Genomic DNA, 24,447 nt, shown 5'->3' on the forward strand with positions numbered 1-24,447 from the left:
TATGAATAAACTGCTAACTATTGCCATTCCTACATTTAATCGTGCCCAACTTCTAGATAAACAACTTACTTGGTTAGCTCAAGCTATTAAAGGTTTTGAAGATGACTGTGAAATTTTAGTTTCTGATAATTGTTCAACAGACAATACTCAGGAGGTGATCCAAAAATGGCAAACAACACTTAGTAATATTACATTTAAATCGAATAAAAATTTCAATAATTTAGGCGTAGTCAAAAATATTATGTATTGCCTAAAATCTACAACAACAAAATATGTTTGGACTATTGGTGATGATGACCCAATTCAAGATAGAGCCATTGCTTATGTGATTACCAAACTTAAGCAGCATGAAAATTTATCATTATTGTTCCTCAACTTTTCCGGCCGGAACCAAATGACTGGTGAACCAGTCCACCCACCAACAATTGTTGGTAATCGTTGGTTTGACGTTGATAGTGAAAATGCTGATGGTGATGGTAAAGCTATCTTTGAACATTGTTTCTCAAAAAGTGTCGGTGCAGTTATTTTTCTGACTGCTACAGTCTACCGCACTGACCTAGTAAAACGCGCTCTTCAAAATTGGAAAGATGCTGAGAATAACTGGATATCTTTAGCATATTTAGCTGGTTATTGTGCTGCTAATGGTAGTGTAATTGTCACTAAAGAGACTTATTTAGAATGTGTTGTTGGTGTGAGTTATTGGCAGAAAGAACCAAAATCTGCACTCTTAATGCAATACAAACATATACCCGAAGTGATTTTGAAACTGGAAGAGAATGGATATTCTAAGCAGTTTTGTAGACGGATGCTTTTGCAGAACGGTAAAGAAGTCAATTTGAAAGTTTTCTTGGGTGCTTTAAGAAGATGGCCGATGTCTGCTATCAAGATAGTAGTTCCATTTTTGGCTTTAGTCAGCTTGTGTGCTTTTGACGTGATGGTTTCTAAAGAATTCGGTTTAGCAGAATCGAGTGAAATACCGACTCAAGAAGTGCGAACCTATAAGCCGTAAGCTCTTAAATTGCTAACAAATATATATCAAAAAGAGGAGGATTTACGACATGTTTAGTGCAATTAAACGCAAAATATCTACACTGTCTTCTGACTTTGAATATTATGTAGCCCGTTGGAAGCATAGCAGAAATCTGCCAGCATTGGAAGGACGCGATCGCAACATTCTTAATACTCTCAAAAAAGATGGCGTTTACGTCACAACACTGGCAGATTTAGGGTTCAACTCTAGCTCAGAACTACTCAAAGCTGCTTACCATCAATTGTCTCAGATGGAAAATCCCAACAACGACCATCTAGACGAAAAATTGCCACAAATTTCCACAGTTACAGGTTTACCAGAATTTTATGCTTGGGGAATCGAGAAAAGGCTGCTCAATATCATCGAAAATTATATTGGTCTTCCTGTTGCTTTTCATGGTGTACATTTACGCAAAGATTTCAATAATAAACATCAGTTTGGGACGCTGTTATGGCATAGCGATGCAGAAGACCGTCGAATTATAAAAATCATTGTTTACTTGAATGATGTAGAAGAAAAAACTGGGCCTTTTGAATACATCCCCCGCTCTTTAACTTCCTTATTTAGTTGGAATTATGTTCGACTTTATTACAAACTTTGGAAGTCAAGCTATATGGGTATCGACGATGAAGAAGTAAAACCAGTCATCCCCAAATCAGCTTGGAAATCCTGCCCAGGCCCAGCAGGTACTGTGATTATTGTAGATACGAAAAATGCTTTGCATCACGGCACAGTCCGTACAGAAGACCGGTCAACACTATTCTTGTGTTACACCGCCAATCCTCCTGAAAGACCAGACCTCTGCACCCAATACTGGGATGATACTTATCCTAGAGCAGAGTTACGTTCTGCATCTGATGCAGTTAAAGTATCAACTTAAAAACTTTCTCGCCAGAAGAATATCTAATTTAATTAACCGCAGAGGCACAGAGAACACAGAGAAAGAGAAGGAAAGGAGTTGTACCCGATTTGTAAGTTTAGGACTAACACAAAATATCTCTCAAACTCTCATCTCTCCCTGTCCTCTGCGCCTCTGTGATTCGTTTATTTTCTGGCGCGAACACTAAGCAAACATTCATCTCAAAGCAATCATAATGATTTTCACCGAAACCGCACTCAAAGACGCATTCATTATTGACTTAGAAGAAAAGCCAGACCACCGTGGTTTTTTTGCTCGGTCTTTCTGCGCTCAAGAATTTGAAGCACACGGATTAAAGCCAACAGTTGCCCAATGTAATCTATCTTTTAATTATAAAAAAGGTACTATCCGGGGAATGCACTATCAAATTCTGCCAGCAGCAGAAACGAAATTAATTCGCTGTACTAAAGGTGCTATCTATGACGTAATTATTGATATGCGACCAGAATCTCCTACCTTTTTATCACACATTGGTGTAGAGCTAACCCCAGAAAACCGCCGCGCTTTGTATGTTCCAGAAATGTTTGCTCACGGCTATCAAGCACTCACAGATGAGACTGAAGTTGTATATCAAGTAGGTGAATTTTACACACCAGGGTATGAAAGAGGTTTACGCTATGATGACCCATTCTTTGCCATTGATTGGCCTCTAGATGTGACTGAAATATCTGAGAAAGATTTAAATTGGCCTTTGTTGAGAATGATGACTGTTGGCGGTACAGTTTCCAAATAACTATAGACTCTTTCTCTGCGCCAGGTATTTCAGTGCAGAGAACTAGTACCGCAAGGCGGAAGTCACGCATTCAAAAATCACGCATTCACTCATGCTTTAATTTTGGGCTTTCTGGCTGTAATGAAATGGTGAACCAGCGCTCTTGGTAGGGTTTCCCTCCAGAGCCACTGCGGTCTTGGGGCCTCCCCAAGTAGAGCATGTGGCGTCAGGCGACTGGTGAACCCGAAGGGTAGGTTTATTTACGCCACGTTGTACTAGTAGTCTGTCAAGTTGAAATTGATGGGTAAGTAAGTTCGTAGTAAGGACTTTAGTCTTTATCCTCTAAGCACAAAGCTGCTTACTACAAACTTTTCATTACTAGCTTAGATATTGTACTAGCACAACACACTGGCTGCTCTGTATGAGGTAATACAATAATTAATTAGGGTAGAAATAAATGCCAAATAATCTTCTATCTCGTGTCAGTAATACTATCTCTTTTGTCTCCAAAAAAGTCCAAGCTCGAATCAATTATGCTAAGGCTTTACAGGTTGTCTCCCTAAAGCCTAAACAGCCTTCCAAAGGAAATGTACTTCTTTCTTATCGAATTGAACCATTTCTCTTAAAACCTGGTCAGGTAATGCCTAATGACCATACTTGGTATTGGGAAGTTTGGCAAATAGCCCAAACTTTTTTAGACTTAGGTTACAACGTTGATGTTATCCAGTTCCACAATGATAAATTCGTTCCTCAAAAAGATTACGCATTTTTCATTGATATCCGTCATCGAATGGAAGCGCTTGCACCAAAACTCAATAAAGATTGCATCAAGATTTTCCACGTTGACATTGCTAATATGGTGTTTCGCAATGCAGCAGAATGCAACAGACTTCTAGAACTACAACGGCGCAAAGGTATCACCTTAAAACCACAGCGATTTGAAGTTCCTAACTTGGGAATTGAATATGCTGATTGCGCGATTGTGTTGGGTAACGATTTCACAACTGATACATTTAAGTATGCCAACAAACCGATGTATCGTATCCCAATTTCTTCGCCTGTCGTTTATCCTTATCCCGATAAGAAAGATTTTGAAGCGGTAAGAAAGCGCTTTCTGTGGTTTGGTGGTAGTGCTTTAGTCCTCAAAGGATTAGATTTAGTTTTAGATGCCTTTGCCCAAATGCCGGAATACCATTTAACAGTTTGTGGCCCGGTAAGTAATGACAAAGAATTTGAGCAAGCTTTCTATAAAGAACTGTACGAAACACCTAACATCCACACTTATGGGTGGATTGATGTTAGTAGCCCTGACTTTATAGAGGTGACAAATAACTGTCTAGGACTTGTTTATCCTTCCGTTTCTGAAGGGCAGTCAGGAGCAGTAATTAGTTGCTTGCAAGCTGGGTTAATTCCGATTTTAAGCTACGAATCTGGTGTAGATGTTCACGATTTTGGTGTAATTTTCGATAATCTTTCCGTTGACGAAATTAAGGCGAAAGTTAGAAGTATTTCCAATTTGCCTGTAGAAGACCTAAAGCTGATGTCTCGTCAGGCTTGGGAATATGCAAGAGCAAATCATACCAAAGAAAAGTTTGCCCAAGTTTACAGAAATGTTGTGGAGCAAATTATCGAAAATCACAGCCAGAAAAAACAGACTGGTTCTATAGCATCTAGCAAACAACCAGTTACTATTTAGCCCTGGCGATTAGAAATCGCGGCTATACAAACCAAGTCCGCCTTCGCGGACTGATGAAAATTAAGGGTTTCAAACCCGCCTGCGCGGGTTTTGCCTGTGTAGCTGTGACTTGTAGTCGCTTGGTGCAAGCTAATCCCAATTTCCATGAAAATGTACTTAATATTTAGCTGTAAGAAATTATTAAGTGCAAGTTTATAGATAATTTGTATCACAACCAACAGTTCCAAAATGGAGTTTAGTTCATGATTATTATCGATCGCGCCTTACAAACCCGTGCAGCAGCAGGAAATCCTATCAAGGTGGGAATGATTGGTGCTGGTTTTATGGGTCGAGGAATTGCCAACCAAATTGTCAATTCAGTGCCAGGAATGGAGTTAGTTGCTATCTCCAATCGCCAGATTGATGCAGCTAAACAAGCTTATTCGGAAGCAGGAATTGAAGATATTCAAGTTGTTGCAACTGTCAGCGAATTAGAAGATGCGATCGCTAACGGTAAATATGCAGTCACAGAAGACGCTAAGTTACTGTGTCGGGCCCAGGGCATTGATGCATTAATCGAAGTCACAGGTGCAGTGGAATTTGGCGCTCACATCGTTATGGAAGCGATCGCTCATTGCAAGCATGTGATCATGATGAATGCCGAACTCGACGGCACCATTGGCCCCATCCTGAAAGTCTATGCTGACAAAGCAGGTGTGATCTTCAGCGCCTGTGATGGCGATCAACCAGGGGTGCAAATGAACCTCTACCGCTTTGTAAAAAGCATTGGTCTAACTCCGTTATTGTGCGGTAACATTAAAGGACTTCAAGACCCCTATCGCAATCCCACCACTCAGGAAGGATTTGCTAAACGTTGGGGTCAAAAGCCCCACATGGTGGCTAGCTTCGCCGACGGAAGCAAAATTTCCTTTGAGCAAGCGATCGTTGCCAATGCCACAGGCATGAAAGTCGCCAAACGGGGAATGCTAGGATATGACTTCAACGGTTATGTCGATGAAATGGCCCATATATATGATGTTGAACAACTCAAAGAACTAGGCGGCATTGTCGATTATGTAGTTGGAGCAAAACCTGGCCCAGGCGTATATGTATTTGCCACTCACGACGACCCCAAGCAACAGCACTATCTCAACTTATACAAATTAGGCGAAGGCCCACTTTACAGCTTCTATACTCCTTATCACCTCTGTCATTTTGAAGTTCCCTTGTCCGTAGCGCGTGCTGTCCTATTCGGTGATGCGGTTATGTCTCCACTAGCAGGCCCGCTAGTAGATGTTGTCACCACTGCCAAAATCGACCTGAAAGCAGGAGAAACCTTAGATGGCATCGGCTACTACATGACCTACGGACAATGTGAAAATTCCGATATCGTCCAACAGCAAAATCTTCTACCAATGGGTTTAGCTGAAGGGTGCCGCCTCAAACGAGATATTTCTAAGGATCAAGTCCTCACATACGAGGATGTAGAATTACCTGAAGGCAGACTCTGCGACCAACTACGAACTGAGCAAAACACTTATTTCACCCCAGAAAAAATCTTGGTAGCAGTTGGGTAATATCGGTTCCTAAAATATTTGCAACAAATGAATTGGCTGTAGGGGTGTACAGCTGTACGCCCCTAATACGTTTCGGATAAGATCCCCCCGCCTGCGGCGACCCCCTTAAAAAGGGGGTAAAAAATTACAAAAAGCCCCCCTTTTTAAGGGGGGTTGGGGGGATCTCCGAGGCCCCTACCAACGTATTTGTAACAAGAATTTCGTCAAGAGGATAGGAAGCTATACTGCTGAACACTAAAGTTGTTGATAATAACTTGCTGGGGAGCCTTGAAACAAACCCGATCGAAACTTTAAGTCAAATTCATGAAAATTGCTCTAGTCCATGATTATTTAACCCAGCGAGGTGGGGCAGAGCGTGTGTTTGAACTGCTTTGTAAACGCTATCCCGAAGCAGATATTTTCACATCTCTGTACGATCCACAAAAAACTATTGATCTAGGCGATCGCATAGTCAACACAACCTTTTTACAAAAAATTCCCGGTGCAGTAAAATATTTTAGGTCAATGGCTCCTCTATATTTTCCTGCCTTTCGTGCCTTGGATCTGCAAGACTACGATCTAATTATTAGCAGTAGCACAAGCTTCGCCAAAGCAGTGCGAAAAAACCCAAATGCCCGCCACATTTGTTTTTGCCATAATGTCACCCGTTTCTTATGGGATACAGCAACCTATTTAAGAGAATACGGAGACTATAGATATTTTGCTCCTTTAATCGAACAAGTATTTCAAGTAATGAGAAAGGTAGACCTGAAATATGCACAGGAACCTGACCTTTACATTGCTAATTCTAGTGTTGTTGCCCGCCGTATTGAAAATATTTATGGCAAAAAGGCAATGATGGTAAACTATCCAATTGATACTAGTAAATTTCTTTTTTCCGATATAAAAGATGAATATTATCTGGCCTCAGCCCGGATGATTAGCTATAAGCGCCTTGATATAATAGTCGAAGCTTTTAATTGGCTGGGATGGCGCTTATTAATATCAGGTGACGGCCCAGAACAAGCACGGTTAAAATCCAAAGCATTAAAAAATATTGAGTTCTTGGGACACGTAAGTGATAGAACCCGCAAAGACTTGTTTTGCAAAGCCAAGTCTATTATTGTCGCAGCCTTAGAAGACTACGGATTAGTTCCAGTAGAGGCTAATGCTAGCGGCACACCAGTCATCGCTTATGGAGCAGGTGGAGTATTAGATACTCAAATACCAGGTGAAACAGGAGTCTTTTTCAAAAGGCAAACACCCGAATCTCTACAAATTGCATTACTAGAAGCCAATGGCATTTCTTGGGATTACGATCGCATCCGTAATCATGCAGTAGCAAACTTTTCAGAGAATGCCTTCTTTGGGAAAGTTGAGCAAATTATTAACCAAGCTTGTGGCGGGCATCTAATATTCATTTGATCAAGTAGTCATTAGTCATTAGTCATTGGTCATTGGTCATTAGTCATTAGTTATTGTTTTTTGGTACATACCTCACTTTAAAAGTGAGCAGAAAAACTTTCTAATATTAGACTAATTCAAACCATGTTGTTTATAGGCGTGGTATCTCAAGGAATAATGGCTCTGGCGTTGCAATACGGTTCGGTTCAGATCCCCCCGCCTACGGCGACCCCCAAAGGGGGTAAATGAGGTTTATGAGCAAGCCTTTTTAAGGGGAGCCACTGCGGTCTTCTCCCAAGGGGAGACGCCAAGGGCGATGGGGTTTCCCCAAGTGGAGCAAGTGGCGTGGGTTGGGGGGATCTTCAAAATGTTAAAACGTTAACCGAACCGTATTGTCTGGCGTTGCAGTTTTATTTCGTAATCTCTTCCCACTATAAGATTACCTATTTATTTAACTCTCTCATCCTGAGTTGTTTGTAAAAAAATAGGTATTCTTCGGAGAATCTCTTAGCGTAAGTCTTGTTGGCACAGCCTTTCGTAGAAAAGACAAGGATAATAAAAGTGGTTCAAAGTAGTCTAAATCCTCATATAACTCCAGCTTCGGAAAATGAACCAAGCTATGGACAATTGTTTGCCGTATTTGTGCGAAGATTTCCTTGGTTTCTAGCAGTATTAATTACTTCTATTGCTATTGCAGGCATGGTAACTTTAAAAACCAAGCCAACTTATAAAAGTTCAATGCAACTTTTAGTAGAACCTAACTATCAAGGTAAAACAGAAGGAGCGGGGGTAGACAACCAATTTACTGACTCTAATGTGGTCATAGATACTGCAACCCAGCTTAACTTGATGCAGAGTTCGGGACTTATCCAAAAAGCAGTTGAGAAACTTCAATCTGATTATTCAGATATAAGTGCAGCTGAGATTAAAGCTTCCTTAGTCTTAACTCAATTAAGGAGCAAAGAAGATAATGTTGCTACTAAAATATTTCAAGTTGAATACACTGCTGGAGATCCAGAAAAGACACAAAAAGTTCTGGGCGCGATTCGACAAGTTTATGTGGAATATAACAAAGAACAACAGAATTCGCGTTTACAAAAAGGTCTGCAAATTATCAGGGAACAGTTAAGTAAAGCCAGTGAAGAAGTAAACGCGGCTGAGACAAATTTACAAAGGTTCCGCAGAAATCAGAACTTAATTGATCCAGAGTCACAGGCCAAAGCGATTGAGACAGCTTTGAACAATATTGCCCAAGAAAGACAGACAACTCGCGCCCAGTATGGCGAAGCATTAGCACGCCAAAAATCTTTAGAAGAACAACTTAACCGTTCTCCCCAAAATGCTCTAGTTGCTTCTCGTCTGAGTCAGTCTACTCGCTATCAAGGCTTACTGAATGAAATCCAAAAAAGCGAACTGGCACTAGCACAAGAACGCTTACGCTTTACAGATCAAACTCCGAGTGTGCAAAAGCTCAAAGAACAGCTTCAGAGTCAGAAGGAATTATTGCAACAAGAAGTAGGAAGAACTTTAGGTGAAAAGTCTGCTAGTGCATTCACGAATGGAGACTCTCTTCTCGAAAAAGGACAGCTTGGCCAAATTGATCTCAGCCTAGCTGGTCAGTTAGTAGAAACGCAGACAACTATAGTTGCTTTAACTGCTCGCGATCAAACTTTGGCCCAGAAAGAAAACGAGCTACGTTTTGAAATCAAACGCTTCCCGCCTCTTTTGGCTTATTACAATCGAATGCTACCGCAGTTGCAATTTAGCCGTGAAAGGTTAGAGCAACTTTTAAGAGCAGAACAGCAATTACGGCAAGAACTTTCCAAGGGTGGATTTAATTGGGAAGTTGTGGAAGAACCTCAAAAAGGCGGACAATTAGGCCCCAATCTTCAACAGAACTTGCTGTTAGGTACTGTGGTTGGGTTTATGTTAGGGGGCATTGTTGCCTTTATTCGAGAATCGGCTGATGATGCAGTTCACACCACTGCTGAGTTGGAGAAGCAAATGGCCATGCCGTTGTTGGGAACAACTCCCAAATTACCGCCAGCCAAACCCAGAGAATCAATGATCAAGTTGCCCTTTGGTAAGCCAGAAGTTCTCGCCCCCTGGACAATTCAGGTATTGCAATCTCCACCGCGCTGGGAATCGCTGGATCTGATTTACAAAAACATTGAACTTTTAAATACTGTTGCTAACTTGAAATCTTTGATGATTACCTCAGCTTTACCTGATGAGGGTAAGTCAGCTTTGGCGTTGGGTTTGGCGATGAGTGCTGCCCGTTTACACAAAAGGGTATTGCTGATTGATGCCAATTTACGCGATCCCAGTTTGCACGAACAACTGAATCTTCCTAATGAACAGGGGCTTTCAACTCTACTGGCTAGTGATGCAACTCTACCCAACCAGATTAGTCTTCAATACTCAGGTTCCGCCTACATCGATATTTTGACTGCTGGCCCCAAACCTGCTGACCCAGCTAATCTGTTGAGTTCCCCTCGGATGATGGAATTAATGGCAGCATTTGAGGAAAACTATGATTTGGTACTCATAGATGCTCCCCCAGTTCTCGGTTTGGTGGATGCCATGCTTACCGCATCATCTTGTCGTAGTGTGGTCATGGTGGCAACCATTGGGATTGTGACCCGAAGTCAGCTTAGTCAAGCGACAGCCATGCTGAGTAAGTTAAATCTGATTGGGGTTGTAGCTAATGGGGTATCAAACTCTAGTAGTAATTACGTACCTTATATCAAACAACAGCAATTAGCTCTGCGCCAAGCTGTAGAAAAATAGTTAGTACGGCGACGAAAGATCCCCGACTTTTTTAAGGAGTTGGGGCTATTCCTGACAATTCAGGTCATGTGGAAAAGCCCACAAAGACCTAACCCCCTTCCCGACCTCTCTCTAACCCTCTCCTACGAGGAGAAGGAAACGGAAAAACTTTTGTTACTGGAAGGGGGAAAATTCAAAGTCTCTCTCCTTTTAGGAGCTACAGTGTACACACAAGTATGACCAGCATAGGTTTTAACTCTTCTAGTAGTTTCGTAGTAGCACTATTTTAATCTTGCCACGCCAGTAGGGTGCGTTATGGACACGCCGAAATAACAAATGAGTTCGCCGAAATAACAAATGAGTTCGCCGAAATAACAAATGAGTTCGCCGAAATAACAAATGAGTTCGCCGAAATAACAAATGCGATCGCCGAAATAACAAATGAGTTCGCCGAAATAACAAATGCGATCGCCGAAATAACAAATGAGTTCGCCGAAATAACAAATGAGTTCGCCGAAATAACAAATGCGATCGCCGAAATAACAAATGAGTTCGCCGAAATAACAAATGAGTTCGCCGAAATAACAAATGCGTTGGCGTAGCCCGCCGCAGGCATCGCTATGATTGCAACAATTTAGCTTTGTCACACCAGCGTAACGCACCGCAAATCTTTGGTGGATGAAGTTTTTCCGACTTGTGTGTACACCGTAGCCTTAAAAGAAGAGAGAAATAGAAGTGAGGTTTTCCAGATACCGTGAAAAGTCAGGATCTGTTCATATTAAATGCAAGACGTAGTAGGGTAGCACAGCTGTGCTACCCTACGTTTTTATGAACAAATTTTAATTTTGTTGCGATCAGGAAAATTTCAGTATATTTATGCTATCTTTATGGGTTATCAGAGAAATCACTAGCTCTTTAAAGAGTAAATAAAGAATTTATTTGAGCGATCGCTATTTCTACATACTCTTATATTCTAGAGATTAAAGCACCTTCAAAAAAGCTAGAAGATAACAGTGGACTGGTTTTGTTAAGTATATCGACACAATAAACACCTCACTGCAATTAAACGTAGTGGCGTGACAAGGCTAAAATGTTGCAAAAAAAATGTAGGTTGGGTGGAGGCTAAGCCATTGCCAACATCCTGATATATGTTGGGTTGCGCTCCGCTCCACCCAACCTACGTCTACGTTTAATGCACTATTTTAGCCTTGACACGCTAGTAGATATAGATTCATGGGTAATTTACCTCTACACTTTTCTACTGTCAGTAGTTACCGGAAAATACTGATTGCCCATGAATATTGATAGTAACGTTGATTTGTACACCTCTACACCAGCAGAATTCTGCACGATGTGTGCTTGGCTGAGTGGCAAATAGCAATAACATATTTTGCCCTCAATTATCTCCAACTTTTTGGACTGACACAAGATTCGGATTTGGGTCTTTGGCATTGATAGCCTTTGATAACGCCTCAGCAATTCACTCCTGTATAAACCCAAAGACATTATGACAACTTCAATAATTCCAACTCTAGAGAATTTATATGATGTAACCCAGGAACACCAAGATAATCGTGGGTACTGCACACTCCAGTGGCGACGGGGTAAGCTGTTGGTGAAGCCGCTTGGACGAGTTAAACAACCATATTTGCCTTCGTTAAATAGTAAGCGATCGCTAGTAAAATGCTTACAACATTCTCCTGTAAGTTTGGTAAGCATAGATCCCAAACTGGGTGAGACTTTGCTCAGGTTTTGGGCAGATGCATGTGAAGAAGCAGAAAAACCAATATTCCTAAGCATACGCGCTAGTAAAAAACTGTCTAACCAACCCTTCGGGCGACTAATTGATTGGATTGCTGCTTTCGTTTTGCTGCTATTAGTAAGTCCAGTCGTGTTGGGATTGGTTGTGTTAATGCAGGTTTACTCGCCAGGGTCACTTTTTTGTCGTGAGTGGCGTGTTGGAGAACGGGGTAAACTGTTTCGGGCAATAAGGTTTCGCACGCAAAACACCACACTTCTAGGGCGTTGGATGGGTAAATACAGTCTCGACAATCTGCCACAGTTATTTAACGTGCTGCGGGGTGACATGAATTTAACCGGATCTCGTTGTTGGACTTTAGAAGATGCAGTACAGCTAAATAAACTACCAGAAATTAAAGCTTCGTGGGAAGTAGAAGCGCAATCTCACCTGTTACATCTAGATAGCCAAACACTGTAATTTATCTGTGCGGTAATTGATGGTTTCATCTACCGCACTGAGGCTAAAGCACTATAGCGGTTTATCTACCTTGCCAAACTATTATAAAATCCATGCATTTCCAACTTCCTCAAAAACTTCGTAGTCTGCTCAAAGCTACCAGCTTCTGGCAGGATAACTATTTGCTATTGCGAGAATTTAAACACTTTCGCAAGATTGTAATTTTAGCTCTGATATTCTCGATTCTGGCGGCAACTTTTGAAGGTGTCAGTATTGGTTTTTTACTTTCATTTTTGCAAAGCTTAACTAGTCCCAACGCTCAACCTGTCCAAACAGGTATAGAATGGTTTGATAATTTAGTATTGGGAGCTAATTCATCGGCAATTAATCGTCTATACCGGGTATCTTCGCTGATTTTATTGAGTACTTGGTTACGTGTTACCTTCAATTATTTTGGACAAGTCTATACTGAATTATCTCAACTGCATTTTGGCGATCGCTTACGTAAGCAAATTTTTGAACAGTTACAATCCTTATCGTTAAGTTACTTTGCTAAAACTCGTTCTGGTGAACTAATTAACACAATAACCACAGAAATTGAAAGGATAAGACAGGGTTTCAGTGGGGCAGCCTTTTTAGTAACTAGGGGAATCACAACTCTTGTCTACTTAACATCAATGTTTTTGATATCATGGCAACTGACTGTGATTTCAGCATTACTATTTACACTTTTAGGTGTAGGTTTATCTAATCTGAATGCCAGAGTCAGAGAATCAAGTTTTGGCATGACAACTGCTAATGCTAATTTTACATCAACAGCCATAGAATTTATTAATGGCATTCGCACGGTTCATTCCTGTGGTACTCAAGAATTTGAGCGCCAGCGTTATTACAAAGCTAGCGACAAGGTAGTAAGTACTACAACTAAAGTTGTATTCACTTGGACACTTGTTAAGCCAATTGCCGAAGGGGTAGCTACTACGGTGTTGGTCGGAATGATTATTTTAGCATTCACTAGCCTGGTTAGTAATGGAACGCTACAAGTTGCTTCTTTGCTAACATTTTTCTTTGTGCTATTTCGCTTCATCCCGTTTGTTCAAGATATCAATGGCACAAGAGCATTTCTCAGTACTCTACATGGCTCGGCAGACAACATTAAAAATCTGCTAAAAAGTGATGATAAAAATTATTTTCAGGATGGGACACTTAAGTTTAAGGCTTTAGAAAGGGCAATAAATTTAGTATCTGTAGATTTTGGCTACGATAACGAAAATATAGTGCTGCATAATATTACCCTAACCATTGAAAAGGGGAAAATGACTGCATTAGTCGGAGCTTCTGGTGCTGGTAAAACAACTCTTGCTGATTTAATCCCCCGCTTTTATACTGCTATAGAGGGAAATATCTATATCGATGAAATTGATATTCGTTTGTTTGAAATTAACTCTCTACGTCGTCAAATAGCTGTAGTCAGTCAGGATACTTTTATCTTCAATACTGATGTTTGGCAAAATATTGCTTATGGTACTCCACAAGCCACTAATGAGCAAATTCAAGAAGCCGCGAAACTAGCGAATGCGCTGGAATTTATTTTAGAAATGCCCGAAGGTTTTAATACCCAATTGGGAGATCGGGGTGTTAGATTATCTGGAGGACAAAGACAACGAATTGCTATCGCACGGGCGCTACTAAGGAACCCTGAAATTTTGATTTTGGATGAAGCAACTAGTGCCTTAGATTCTGTATCTGAGCGCTTAATTCAAGATTCATTAGAAAAGCTATCTGTTGGTAGAACAGTAATTGCGATCGCTCACCGTCTTTCTACTATTGCTAAAGCCGATAAAGTCGTAGTTTTGGAAGCAGGGCGGATAGTAGAACAGGGCAAATATCAAGAATTACTCGGACGCCAAGGCAAGCTTTGGGAATATCACCAGATGCAATACTATAATTCGTAATTCGTAATTCGTAATTCGTAATTCGTAAATTACGAATTTGTTTCCCTACTCAATTATTTATATAAGCAGGAAAAATCAATGGTAAATATAGGCTACCACACTGCTAAAATTCAGGGTAGATTTAATCGCTCCCTATATAAAGCAGCCCTTTCTCAGGTTGTCAGCATCCCGATAAAACAAACTCAGCAAATTCCGGTAAGTGTCTATGCCTTCTCATGTGAACGTGATTTACCAGAACAAGTGGCAAGTATTCGCTCATTCATTCGTAATGTCGGCATTCCAGATACATTCGCTGTAGTTTCTGATGGCAGTTACACTGAGTCTAGTTGTAATTTACTCCGCCGTGTCCATCCCTGCGTTAAGGTAATACTTTTACAAAACTTCCTGAGAACGGATTTACCTCAATGTGTTCTTGATTATGCCCAACTGCATCCACTTGGCAAAAAGTTGTCGGCATTAATGTCAATTCCGGTTAATGGAGCTACGATTTACACTGATTCAGATATTTTATTTTTCCCCGGCGGTATTGATTTAATTGATTTGAGTAAATCGGACGATAAATATTCTCTTTATCTACCTGATTGTTCTATATCGCTAGATGAGCGAATTATTTATAATGATTCTGAAAAGTCAAATCCAGTAAATGGTGGATTTATATTATTTAGGCATGAATTTGACTGGAGTTTTGCTATCGAACGTTTAGCAAATCTTCAAGAAGCTCCTACTTATTTTACGGAACAAACAATTGTTCATTTGACAATGCATCACAATCATGGTGAGCCTTTATGCACAAAAAAATATGTTCTCAATGTAGAAGATCAGTTCATCTATCCAGATAAATCTGCAAGTAAAAACATTGCTCTCAGGCATTACGTGAGTGATGTGAGACACAAATTATGGTTTAACATTGGCATATAAGTTGATGAATTTAAGCCTCTATATAGATGAGGAATACAATTAGTAATAACGTAAAAAAAATGGTGGTTAATGCTTAACTCAATCAATGATGCCAAGCGAAATGATGAACTATTGCACAGGCGTATTTTTGAAGAAGACCTGATTTATCAATGCTCCAATTTTGATGTAGGTGAGGGCGGAGGTGTTGAAACTTATTTAGCTTCTCTGTTTGAACATCGACCACCTGAAGTTAGCGATCGCGTGATAAAATCGCTTAATAATGTTGACCAAAGCCAATTCAAATTGCTGCACCTCCACAGCCCAGATTTACTTTTGCAGCTTACAGGCGAGTGTCCTACGGTTTTCAGCGTTCATAATCACTCATTGTACTGTCCTAGTGGCACAAAATATTTAGCTGGACAGCGAACAATCTGCGATCGCAACTTCTCTTACTTAGGTTGTACCTGGGGTAAATTAGCAGATAAATGTGGTAGCCGTAGACCGTTAAGAACTCTTAAAGAACTTCAAATTACTCATCAGTTCTTAGATGCCTTAAAAAAGGTAAGAATTACTTTTGTTGCTAATAGCGAATACGTGCGTCAAGAGTTGATTAAAAATGGTGTACCCTCTGAACAAATTGTAACGCTACACTGTGGTATCTCTATACCACAAATAACAACTGCACCCCTGAGTTTAGATATCCATCAAAATCATAGAATTTTGTTTGTTGGACGGATTGTTTCTGATAAAGGTCTGGAATGGCTGCTCAAAACCTTAATACATACAAATCCGCAAATTCAACTTGATATTGCAGGTGAAGGCTGGGAACGACCACGGTTAGAAAGGTTAGCAAATACACTCGGATTAAGTAACCGAATTACTTGGCATGGTTGGTGCGATCGCAACACATTAAATAACCTTTACGAACAGTGTTTTGCAGTCATCTTTCCTAGCGTTTGGCCTGAACCTGCCGGTCTTGTAACTCTAGAAGCATACTCTCGTTATCGACCTGTAATTGGTAGTGCAGTCGGAGGAATTCCAGAACATTTGCGAGATGGAGAAACAGGTATTCTTGTTCCAGGTAATGATATCAAAAAGCTGGCAGATGCTATTCATGATTTGTATGGAGATTATGAAAAAAGCCGACACATGGGCGAACAAGGTCATGCTTTATTAATGAAAGAATTTACCATGAATGCTCATGTAAATAATCTCCGAACAATTTATGCAAAAACAATAGCTGAATTTCCTTCTAGAGCGAAAAAAATATATAGCATTCCTCAAGTGAAATAAGCTTAGTTTGATACACCAAATTGTTCATCTTTTACCTATGAAATATAAAGGAAAAAACTATGTCATTGTCTCAAGAATCCCAACAGCCTTTAGTTAGCGTTATTATCCCCACCTATAATAGACCAGAGTATCTCAAGCAAGCGATCGCTAGCGCTGTTAAACAAACTTATCAAAATATCGAAATTATTGTTTCTGATAATTATAGCCCAGAAAATCCTCAAGCAATTGTGGCATCTTTTGGTGATTCACGCATCAGATTTTGGCGACATCAGCAAAATGTGGGGATGATTGCTAATCAGCAACATGGCTTCAAAATGGCGCGAGGTAAATATGTTGCTAGTCTCCATGATGATGATATCTGGAATGAAGATTTTTTAGCAAAGCTAGTACCACCTCTAGAAGCAAATTCTGAGTTAATTATCGCTTTTTGCGACCAATATATCATAGATGCAAATAGCATAATTAATAATGCTGGAACTGAAGAAAATACACGCGGTTATAAGCGAGACAAACTAGCAAAAGGAATTCATCAACCTTTTTATAAAATTGGATTGGTAGATAAAAGCATAGCTACTGCTGCATCTTGTGTGATTCGCAATAATTTAATTGATTGGGATAGTATTCCCTCAGAAGTTGGCGGGATGTGGGATTTATATTTAACTTATCTCTGTTGTATATCTGGTTATGGCGCTTACTACTATCCAGAGAGATTGACGCGATATCGTGCCCATGAGCAAACTGACACTATGCTCAGTGGGAGTCGAGATGTGCAGGCAAAAATCCGCAAAGCTAAAAGCGAAATGTTTTGTTATCAAGTCTTTATGGAAGACGCTCGTTTACAGCAATTTAAGGCTTACTTTCAAAAGAAATGGTTAGAAGCTAATACCACTTTGGGAATTGGTTTGCTACGAAGTGAACAGATAGCAGCAGCACGTCCTTATTTTTGGCAGGCGTTGAATAAACAAAAGTTTGATGTGCGAACTATAGCGGCACTAAGTCTCAGTTTTACTCCGCGTTTTTTCGCAGACAAATTAATAGAAATATCTAAATAATAGAGTAATCATGTCTGAATTGTAGATTTTTTTTAACGAACCGCAGAGACGCAGAGAACACAGAGGTAAAAAAAATATTTTTTTTTGATTTTTACTTTGCGTCTTTGTTTCAACTTATTTTACCAAGTAAGGTAGTGTATGAAACTTTGTATTGTTACTCATAAAATCAAAAAAGGTGATGGTCAGGGGCGGGTAAATTACGAAGTTGCTCAAGAAGCAATTTGTCGTGGTCATCAATTGACATTATTGGCTAGTGAAGTTGCACCAGAACTAGAGGATAATAGTCAAGTTAATTGGATTAGAATTCCAGTAAAAGGCTATCCGACAGAATTTGTGCGGAATTTCATATTTGCCCAAAAAAGTGCAGATTGGTTACGTCAACATCGCTCTGAGATTGATTTAGTTAAAGTCAATGGAGCAATTAATCTGGCTGCGGCTGATGTGAATGCTGTACATTTTGTCCACAGTTCATGGTTGCGATCGCCTGTTCATATTTACCGCAACCGTCGAGACTTATATGGTTTCTATCAATGGCTGTTTACGGCTTTTAATGCCCGTTGGGAAAAGCAGGCTTTCCAAAAAGCGCAGGTTGTCGTAGCTGTATCCGAAAAGGTCGCCCAGGAATTAGTTAACATTGGTGTGCCACGTTCTCGTATTCGTGTAATTGTCAATGGCGTTGATTTAGAAGAGTTTGCCCCTGGTGAAAGCAATCGCCAAAAATTAGGTTTACCGGAAAATGTCACCCTAGCACTGTTCGCCGGAGATATCCGCACACCCAGAAAGAACTTAGATACAGTGTTGCACGCCTTGGCGAAAGTTCGCGATTTACATTTGGTGGTGGTGGGACACACCCAAGGTAGCCCTTTCCCAGAATTAGCAGCATCTTTAGGGTTAAGCGATCGCGTGCATTTTGTGGGATTTCGCCGTGATATCCCACAAATTATGCAAGCAGTAGATTTATTTGTTTTTCCTTCCCGATACGAAGCTTGCAGTCTCGTATTGTTAGAAGCGCTTTCTTCAGGACTGCCTGTAATTACTGCCACAGCCACCGGGGGTGGTGAGTTGGTGACACCAGAATGTGGCATCGTCTTATCCGACTCAGATGATATTGATGCTTTGGCTGTGGCGCTGATGTCCTTGGTGAGCGATATCCCGTTGATGCAGCAAATGGGCAAAGCTGCTCGCTCTGTGGCAGAAAAACATAGCTGGACTACTATGGCACAAACTTATGTGGATCTATTCGAGGAATTAAGCAAGAATGCGGAACACCGTTCTCATACCGACTTATCGCCGTCCACAAGACCTATCACGCTGCCTTTTGGCGCTACAGGAGCAAACTAAACCCGTCGATCAGGTGATAGTGGTTGTCCGTGACACGGATGCAGAAACTTGGGAATTTCTTGCCCAATTCAAAGCCCACAACTTGCCATTGCATACCGTGAAAGTGACGCAACCGGGGGTAGTAGCAGCCCTCAACGCCGGACTAGCAGCAGTGGAGGGTGATATTGTTTCCATTACTGATGATGATGCTGCACCTCACCCAGATTGGTTAGAGCGCATCGCCGCTTACTTTAGCTGTGATCGTCGCCTCGGCGGTCTTGGTGGGCGTGATTGGATATACCACGGCAGCAAATTAGAAAACGAATCCCGCCCAGTAGTCGGACAGTTGCAATGGTTTGGGCGAGTGATTGGCAACCATCACCTGGGAGTGGGAGAACCCCGTGAAGTCGATATTCTCAAGGGCGTAAACATGAGTTTTCGTAAAGAGGCAATCGGACAATTGCGCTTTGACGAGCGGATGCGCGGCACTGGAGCGCAAGTACATTTTGAAATGGCATTTACTCTGACATTAAAACGGGCTGGTTGGAAGATAATTTACGATCCTAATGTTGCTGTAGATCACTATCCAGCAAAACGTTTTGATGAAGACCAGCGAAATAATTTTAATGAAATTGCCTTTATTAATTTAGTCCATAATGAAACTTTAGTTTTACTAGAGCATTTGCCATTTGTCCGGCGGATTATATTTTTATTCTGGGCAGTATTCGTGGGTACATGTGATAGTTTGGGTTTCGTACAATGGCTGAGATTTTTACCTAGTCAAGGGCAGTTGGCAGGGAAAAAATTGCTGGCATCCTGGCGGGGGCGTTGGCAAGGATATAAACAATTCGTAATTCGTAATTCGTAATTCGTAATTGCAGACAGATTATTCCATTTTGAATTCTTTTTAAGTCTTTAGATTTACTAATGTGTAAATCTAAAATCTAAAATCTAAAATTGAATGAATTCTAGACAGATACTTTTCAATAGTTTTTTACAAGAAAACTATTCTCCTGAGGAGCGATCGCAACAGGGTTGGATGGCGATCGCAGGCTTTATATTACTGACTGTAGCTTGCTATTTTGCTGGTGCTACTGCCGCATTGCGCCTAATTTATCCGGTGATGGCTTTAGTAGTAGCCATATTTTTATACTTGCGGCATCCCATTCTCTACATCAGCTTTACCTGGTGGATCTGGTTTCTCACGCCTTTAGCTACCCGCTTGGTTGACTATCGGGTGGGCTGGGACGCTACCCGTCAGATGCTCATAGCACCCTACTTAGTAGTGTTTGTCACCATCGCAACATTCTTACGACACTTTCCCCGCGCCTCACGTCAAGGGGGCTTGCCGTTTGTTTTGGCTTTTATCGGAGTCTTCTATGGCTTTTTAATCGGTCTGATTTATAACCCACCAATCCCTGTAGCCCGCGGATTGCTAGATTGGCTCAGTCCGATCATCTTTGCTTTTCACTTATTTATAAACTGGCGAGATTATCCCAGCTATCGCCAGAACATTCAGCGAACATTTCTTTGGTGTGTGTTGATTTTAGGAGCGTATGGCGTATATCAATTCGTCGTGGCTCCTGAGTGGGATAGGTACTGGCTCATAGAATCAAAACTATTCATGAGTTCTGGAAACCCTGTACCTTTTGGAATGCGTGTCTGGAGTACATTGCACTCAGTTGGCCCCTTTGGTTCTGTCATGCAAGCTGGGTTGCTGTTGTTATTTACCAGTTCAGGAAACTTAATTTTTCCTGCCTCAGCTGTTGGTTATTTGTCCTTTCTACTGACACAAGCACGTACTAATTGGGCGGGCTGGTTATTAGGAATAATTATGATCGTGGGTTCAGTCAAAACCCGGATTCAAATGCGGTTAATCACCATAATTGTAGTGATGGCAATTTGTGTTGTGCCATTGACAACCATCGAGCCAATTGCTGGGGTTGTAGCAGCGCGTTTGGAAACATTTTCCAATCTTGAAGAAGATAACAGTTTTAAAGATAGATCGGGAAGTTACGACAAAAACCTTGGTTTAGCCCTTTCTAATGGTCTAGGTAATGGGTTAGGAAATATTTGGAAAGTCAACGAAAAAACTGGTCAAATTGAAGTAGTGGTGATTGATAGTGGCATTTTAGATATGTTTTTCACCCTTGGTTGGTTTGGAGCCATCTTTTATATGGGTGGACTACTTTTTTTAATTATTAGTGTCAGCAGTTATGGAGAAGGTCGTTTCGATAGTTTTATCAGTGCTGCCCGCGCTATTGGTATCAGTTCTTCTACACAGCTAATTATCGGTAGCGGCATGTTAAGTGTGGCAGGGATGATTCTTTGGGGATTTTTAGCTATGGCTATGGCAGGACACAAGTACTATCAACATCAAAAAAATTATGAATTATGAATTAATCCAAAAATATTTGACTATCCTATTGCAATGTACTTGGATTAAGCATTTTCTCATTCTCTCTGTGTCGCGCCAGTTGCTACCCTTCTCCTGACGGAGACGCTGCGCGAACGGGAACGCGCTTGAGCGAACAAGTCGGGTAACCCGCAAGGGCGCACTGGCTTCTCTGCGCCTCTGCGGTTCGTTTTGGAGTTGTAAAAATTATCGGAACCGCTAAGTCGCTTTCTCTACGAGACACTACGTGAACGCGCAGCCTCTGGTAGAGAAGAGAAAAAAGGAAGAAGTTTACAAATTATTTAGGATTGATTATAGATTATGAAAGCAATTATTGTAATGCCACTAGCCGAGCAACGAGGTGGCGGTGAAATGATGCTTTGGGATTTAGTACAGCAGGGACGTAATGCTGGTGTCGAGTGGCTGGTGATATTTTTAGAAAACGGCCCGATGGTTGAACAAGTAAAGTCCCTTGGCATTGATGCACGAGTTGTGGAAAGTGGACGTTTACGCCAAATCCACCGTTTTATTGCTGCCGTTTTTCGGATAGCTGCGATCGCCCGCCGCGAACGTGCAGATATAATTGTCAATTGGATGTGGATCACACATATATCTGGAGGTCTAGCGGCGATGTTGGCGGGGTTACCTGCTGTATGGTATCAGCTAGAAGTGCCTAGTGATAAAACTTGGTTGGTGCGAATCGCTACTTTAATCCCAGCGCGTGCAATTATCACTCTCTCCCAAGATGGCAAGCAAGCACAGGCAGAGATTTGGCCCCACAGACCAACACTTTTGGTTTATCCTGGTGTTGCATTAGACCGATTTGAGCCTAATGCTTTACCTACTCCAGAAGAAGCACGACGAAAACTGGGCTTACCTTTACACGGGCCGTTGATTGGAATTGTTGGGCGATTGCAACGATGGAAGGGAATGCACGTATTAGTGCAAGCGATGCCCAAAATTTTACAGAAGTATCCTGATGCTCATTGTGTGGTGGTTGGCGGTAAGCACGATTTAGAACCGGATTATGAGGACTTCTTAAAAGCCGAAATTGCCGCCTTGGGCTTGAAAGAGCAAGTAATTATGGCTGGGTTACAGCGTAATATCCCGGAGTGGGTGCAGGCGATGGATGTATTCGTTCATGCATCGGATAAAGAGCCGTTTGGGATTGTGATTATTGAGGCGATGGCGCTGGGTAAACCTGTGATTGCTGGTGATGCTGGGGGCCCGACGGAGATTATTACCGATGGCATGAATGGACTATTAACACCTTACGGCGATGCGGATAAATTAGCGATCGCAATTCTCCGCTATCTTGACGAGCAAGAATTTGCCCAAAGTGCCGGAATAGCTGCCAGACAACGCGCCCTCAATTTCTCAACGCAGAATTATGCTCAAAACTTTATTAGTGCAATTCGTTCTGCTAAGGCTTAATCCTCAATACCGTTCGGTTAAAGAATTTTTTGGTTGAGGCAGGCAGGGGGAGAAGAGAAGCAGAGGGAGAGAAAAATTAATTACTGAACAATAACCCTTTTGCCTCCCCTGCTTATCCGAACCCTATTTTTAAGGGGAGCTACTGTATTTATCCTTAATCTTTCAAGAGTTGAGCTGCTAGCAACGCTAATGCTGCTGTACCAGCGATCGCACCCCACTGGAGAAGCGGATTTTTTTCTAGCCAGTCAGTAACGCTAAGTATAACTAAGTTACTATAATCTCCGTCAACTTTGTCGTGTTCAGCAACAGGTTGGTAAAAATTATTTGGTGCATCTTCAGACTTCGGCTCGGAACTACGCTGTAAGTTGAAGCCGACGAGCAGTAACAGTGAATCTACTAATGGTGGTGAGATGCGCTGTACCAAATCTAATATTTTAGCTACATCCCCAACTAAGTAGTCACGAGTTGGATGTTCGGCTACATAGAGGATAGCATCAGCTACAAGTTTAGGCTCGTAGTAAGGTGGTATCCCGGCAGGCTTTACGCCTAATTTCGTCAGCCCATTGTTCCAGAAAGGGGTGTTGATCACGGCTGGCTTCACACTTGTAACGCTGATAGGCCATTTTTCATGTTGCAACTCAACGCGCATGGCTTCGATAAAACCCTCGACCCCGTGCTTGGCTGCGGAGTAAGCACTTTGGTAGGGGAGCGATCGCGTACCTTCCATTGAAGAGACATGGATCAATGCCCCCCGTCCCTCACGCTTCAGATGGGGTAGGGCCGCCATTGCACCATACACCTGTCCCATGAGATCGACATCAATGACATGCTTAAACTCTTCTGGTGTTGTATTGTCGAAAGTGGCAAAGATGCCGATGGCGGGGACATGTACCCATGTATCGAGTCGCCCGTAGACTTCTACAGTTTTATCTGCGATCGCCTTAACTTGATCAAATACTTCTACATCGGCCACAATATAAGTTGCCTCGCCGCCAAAACGTCGAATCTCTTCTACTAAAGACTTTAGTTTCGACTCACCGCGAGCCGAGACTACCACTTTTGCCCCGCGTCTAGCAAACTCAAGAGCTGTGATTCGTCCGATACCGCTAGAGGCTCCAACGACGGAAACGACCTGTTGATTGATTGGCTTTAATTGCATAAATGTTACTCCTTAAAAGGGATTGGGAATTGGCGATTGGGTACTGGGGATTGGGTATTAGGGAAGAGGTTATAGGTGACAGGTGATAGGGAATAATCTGTCCCCTCTAACCTGTACTCTGTTCCCTTCTTCTGTTCCCAGCCCCTAGTCAAAGGTGATAAGCAAGAAACTGGTTCAACGCGTCGGTAAATAATTCGGGACGCTCGACTTGGGGTAAGTGACCAGAATTGGGTATCAAAGCTAGGTGTCCTTGCTTTAAACGGCTGACTGCATCTTGAGCTTGGTAATTTGGCAAAACTAAGTCATTAATACCCCACACAACCAGAGTCGGCATCTCTACCAAAGTTAGAGATTCGAGTACTACCTGGTGCTGTCCTAATACATATACTTGAGAACGTAGTATGGATAAATTGGCTTCCAAAAAGCCAGGAAGCAGCCCCATTCGCTCTTGTTCTGCTAGCCATGCGTTGGGAACTTGCAAGGGATTAGCAAAAAGCAACGCCGCCCGTGACCAAGCCCTTTGCTTCGCGCCCAAAGGTGTTTTGCTCTTCTGCGATCGCCCCGCCATAGACATTTAATTTTTCATAAGGAACGCCCAACTCCCGATTGAACAATACATTGCTTAGAGCAAATGCTTCGTTGTTTTCAAACAAATCAAAATCGTAAATTTTCATTTTGAG

20 protein-coding genes are annotated in these 24,447 nt (G+C 41.6%); 17 read left to right on the forward strand and 3 right to left on the reverse strand.

Going from position 1 to position 24,447, the window contains the following annotated elements; genetic code table 11:
* Position 1 precedes the first annotated feature (1 nt).
* From LC653_RS07920 to LC653_RS08000, 17 genes are all read left to right on the forward strand, one after another.
* A complete protein-coding gene (locus tag LC653_RS07920) occupies positions 2-1,009 on the forward strand; it encodes a glycosyltransferase family 2 protein (RefSeq protein ID WP_229493934.1) in 1,008 nt (335 codons plus the stop codon).
* Between the two features lie 49 nt (positions 1,010-1,058).
* The gene (locus LC653_RS07925; RefSeq protein WP_229493936.1) at positions 1,059-1,910 is read left to right on the forward strand and encodes a phytanoyl-CoA dioxygenase family protein; all 852 of its coding nucleotides are present in this window, start codon (positions 1,059-1,061) and stop codon (positions 1,908-1,910) included.
* Positions 1,911-2,124: 214 nt separating this feature from the next.
* On the forward strand, positions 2,125-2,682 hold the full coding sequence (gene rfbC / locus LC653_RS07930; protein WP_229493938.1) for a dTDP-4-dehydrorhamnose 3,5-epimerase: 558 nt from the start codon (positions 2,125-2,127) through the stop codon (positions 2,680-2,682).
* 436 nt (positions 2,683-3,118) lie between these two features.
* Positions 3,119-4,357, forward strand: a complete 1,239-nt coding sequence (locus tag LC653_RS07935; RefSeq protein WP_229493940.1) for a glycosyltransferase — start codon at positions 3,119-3,121, stop codon at positions 4,355-4,357.
* 242 nt (positions 4,358-4,599) lie between these two features.
* Positions 4,600-5,913: an NAD(P)H-dependent oxidoreductase gene (locus tag LC653_RS07940; RefSeq protein WP_229493941.1), complete on the forward strand. Its 1,314-nt coding sequence runs from the start codon at positions 4,600-4,602 to the stop codon at positions 5,911-5,913.
* 303 nt (positions 5,914-6,216) lie between these two features.
* Complete coding sequence (locus LC653_RS07945) at positions 6,217-7,317, forward strand: glycosyltransferase (protein ID WP_229493943.1); 1,101 nt, start codon at positions 6,217-6,219, stop codon at positions 7,315-7,317.
* 540 nt (positions 7,318-7,857) lie between these two features.
* Complete coding sequence (locus LC653_RS07950; protein WP_229493945.1) at positions 7,858-10,086, forward strand: GumC family protein; 2,229 nt, start codon at positions 7,858-7,860, stop codon at positions 10,084-10,086.
* Positions 10,087-10,373: 287 nt separating this feature from the next.
* Positions 10,374-10,667: a hypothetical protein gene (locus LC653_RS07955; protein ID WP_229493947.1), complete on the forward strand. Its 294-nt coding sequence runs from the start codon at positions 10,374-10,376 to the stop codon at positions 10,665-10,667.
* A gap of 905 nt (positions 10,668-11,572) precedes the next feature.
* Positions 11,573-12,283 (forward strand): heterocyst development glycosyltransferase HepC, encoded by a 711-nt coding sequence (gene hepC, locus LC653_RS07960; protein ID WP_229493949.1) that lies wholly within the window; start codon positions 11,573-11,575, stop codon positions 12,281-12,283.
* A 92-nt stretch (positions 12,284-12,375) separates the two neighbouring features.
* On the forward strand, positions 12,376-14,217 hold the full coding sequence (hepA, locus tag LC653_RS07965; RefSeq protein WP_229493951.1) for a heterocyst formation ABC transporter subunit HepA: 1,842 nt from the start codon (positions 12,376-12,378) through the stop codon (positions 14,215-14,217).
* Between the two features lie 78 nt (positions 14,218-14,295).
* Positions 14,296-15,135: a hypothetical protein gene (locus LC653_RS07970; RefSeq protein ID WP_229493952.1), complete on the forward strand. Its 840-nt coding sequence runs from the start codon at positions 14,296-14,298 to the stop codon at positions 15,133-15,135.
* A 69-nt stretch (positions 15,136-15,204) separates the two neighbouring features.
* Complete coding sequence (locus tag LC653_RS07975) at positions 15,205-16,407, forward strand: glycosyltransferase family 4 protein (RefSeq protein ID WP_229493954.1); 1,203 nt, start codon at positions 15,205-15,207, stop codon at positions 16,405-16,407.
* A 59-nt stretch (positions 16,408-16,466) separates the two neighbouring features.
* On the forward strand, positions 16,467-17,459 hold the full coding sequence (locus tag LC653_RS07980; RefSeq protein ID WP_229493956.1) for a glycosyltransferase family 2 protein: 993 nt from the start codon (positions 16,467-16,469) through the stop codon (positions 17,457-17,459).
* 138 nt (positions 17,460-17,597) lie between these two features.
* Entirely contained in the window at positions 17,598-18,800 is a 1,203-nt protein-coding gene (locus LC653_RS07985) for a glycosyltransferase family 4 protein (RefSeq protein ID WP_229493958.1), read from the forward strand.
* On the forward strand, positions 18,718-19,647 hold the full coding sequence (locus LC653_RS07990) for a glycosyltransferase family 2 protein (protein ID WP_229493960.1): 930 nt from the start codon (positions 18,718-18,720) through the stop codon (positions 19,645-19,647). Before LC653_RS07985 ends, LC653_RS07990 begins: the two co-directional genes overlap by 83 nt.
* A 93-nt stretch (positions 19,648-19,740) precedes the next feature.
* Entirely contained in the window at positions 19,741-21,177 is a 1,437-nt protein-coding gene (locus LC653_RS07995; RefSeq protein ID WP_229493962.1) for an O-antigen ligase domain-containing protein, read from the forward strand.
* Positions 21,178-21,495: 318 nt separating this feature from the next.
* Positions 21,496-22,608, forward strand: a complete 1,113-nt coding sequence (locus tag LC653_RS08000; RefSeq protein ID WP_229493964.1) for a glycosyltransferase family 4 protein — start codon at positions 21,496-21,498, stop codon at positions 22,606-22,608.
* Between the two features lie 154 nt (positions 22,609-22,762).
* Here LC653_RS08000 and LC653_RS08005 read toward each other — a convergent pair whose 3' ends face one another.
* The 3 genes from LC653_RS08005 to LC653_RS08015 all read right to left on the reverse strand — a co-directional run bounded on the left by LC653_RS08005 (position 22,763) and on the right by LC653_RS08015 (position 24,441).
* A complete protein-coding gene (locus tag LC653_RS08005) occupies positions 22,763-23,767 on the reverse strand; it encodes an SDR family oxidoreductase (protein ID WP_229493966.1) in 1,005 nt (334 codons plus the stop codon).
* Positions 23,768-23,915: 148 nt separating this feature from the next.
* The gene (locus tag LC653_RS08010) at positions 23,916-24,302 is read right to left on the reverse strand and encodes an alpha/beta fold hydrolase (protein ID WP_229493968.1); all 387 of its coding nucleotides are present in this window, start codon (positions 24,300-24,302) and stop codon (positions 23,916-23,918) included.
* The gene (locus tag LC653_RS08015; protein ID WP_229493969.1) at positions 24,253-24,441 is read right to left on the reverse strand and encodes a hypothetical protein; all 189 of its coding nucleotides are present in this window, start codon (positions 24,439-24,441) and stop codon (positions 24,253-24,255) included. The genes LC653_RS08010 and LC653_RS08015 overlap by 50 nt, the downstream gene beginning before the upstream one ends.
* Between the last annotated feature and the right edge of the window lie 6 nt (positions 24,442-24,447).

The sequence above is a fragment of the Nostoc mirabile CHAB5784 genome (assembly GCF_020829645.1).
Lineage (GTDB): Bacteria > Cyanobacteriota > Cyanobacteriia > Cyanobacteriales > Nostocaceae > Nostoc > Nostoc mirabile.

Coding starts and splice junctions, on each gene's coding strand:
- LC653_RS07920 (WP_229493934.1), top strand. CDS start 2: ATGAATAAACTGCTAACTATTGCCATTCCTACATTTAATCGTGCCCAA.
- LC653_RS07925 (WP_229493936.1), top strand. CDS start 1,059: ATGTTTAGTGCAATTAAACGCAAAATATCTACACTGTCTTCTGACTTT.
- rfbC (WP_229493938.1), top strand. CDS start 2,125: ATGATTTTCACCGAAACCGCACTCAAAGACGCATTCATTATTGACTTA.
- LC653_RS07935 (WP_229493940.1), top strand. CDS start 3,119: ATGCCAAATAATCTTCTATCTCGTGTCAGTAATACTATCTCTTTTGTC.
- LC653_RS07940 (WP_229493941.1), top strand. CDS start 4,600: ATGATTATTATCGATCGCGCCTTACAAACCCGTGCAGCAGCAGGAAAT.
- LC653_RS07945 (WP_229493943.1), top strand. CDS start 6,217: ATGAAAATTGCTCTAGTCCATGATTATTTAACCCAGCGAGGTGGGGCA.
- hepC (WP_229493949.1), top strand. CDS start 11,573: ATGACAACTTCAATAATTCCAACTCTAGAGAATTTATATGATGTAACC.
- hepA (WP_229493951.1), top strand. CDS start 12,376: ATGCATTTCCAACTTCCTCAAAAACTTCGTAGTCTGCTCAAAGCTACC.
- LC653_RS07970 (WP_229493952.1), top strand. CDS start 14,296: ATGGTAAATATAGGCTACCACACTGCTAAAATTCAGGGTAGATTTAAT.
- LC653_RS07975 (WP_229493954.1), top strand. CDS start 15,205: ATGCTTAACTCAATCAATGATGCCAAGCGAAATGATGAACTATTGCAC.
- LC653_RS07980 (WP_229493956.1), top strand. CDS start 16,467: ATGTCATTGTCTCAAGAATCCCAACAGCCTTTAGTTAGCGTTATTATC.
- LC653_RS07985 (WP_229493958.1), top strand. CDS start 17,598: ATGAAACTTTGTATTGTTACTCATAAAATCAAAAAAGGTGATGGTCAG.
- LC653_RS07990 (WP_229493960.1), top strand. CDS start 18,718: ATGCGGAACACCGTTCTCATACCGACTTATCGCCGTCCACAAGACCTA.
- LC653_RS07995 (WP_229493962.1), top strand. CDS start 19,741: ATGAATTCTAGACAGATACTTTTCAATAGTTTTTTACAAGAAAACTAT.
- LC653_RS08000 (WP_229493964.1), top strand. CDS start 21,496: ATGAAAGCAATTATTGTAATGCCACTAGCCGAGCAACGAGGTGGCGGT.
- LC653_RS08005 (WP_229493966.1), bottom strand. CDS start 23,767: ATGCAATTAAAGCCAATCAATCAACAGGTCGTTTCCGTCGTTGGAGCC.
- LC653_RS08015 (WP_229493969.1), bottom strand. CDS start 24,441: ATGAAAATTTACGATTTTGATTTGTTTGAAAACAACGAAGCATTTGCT.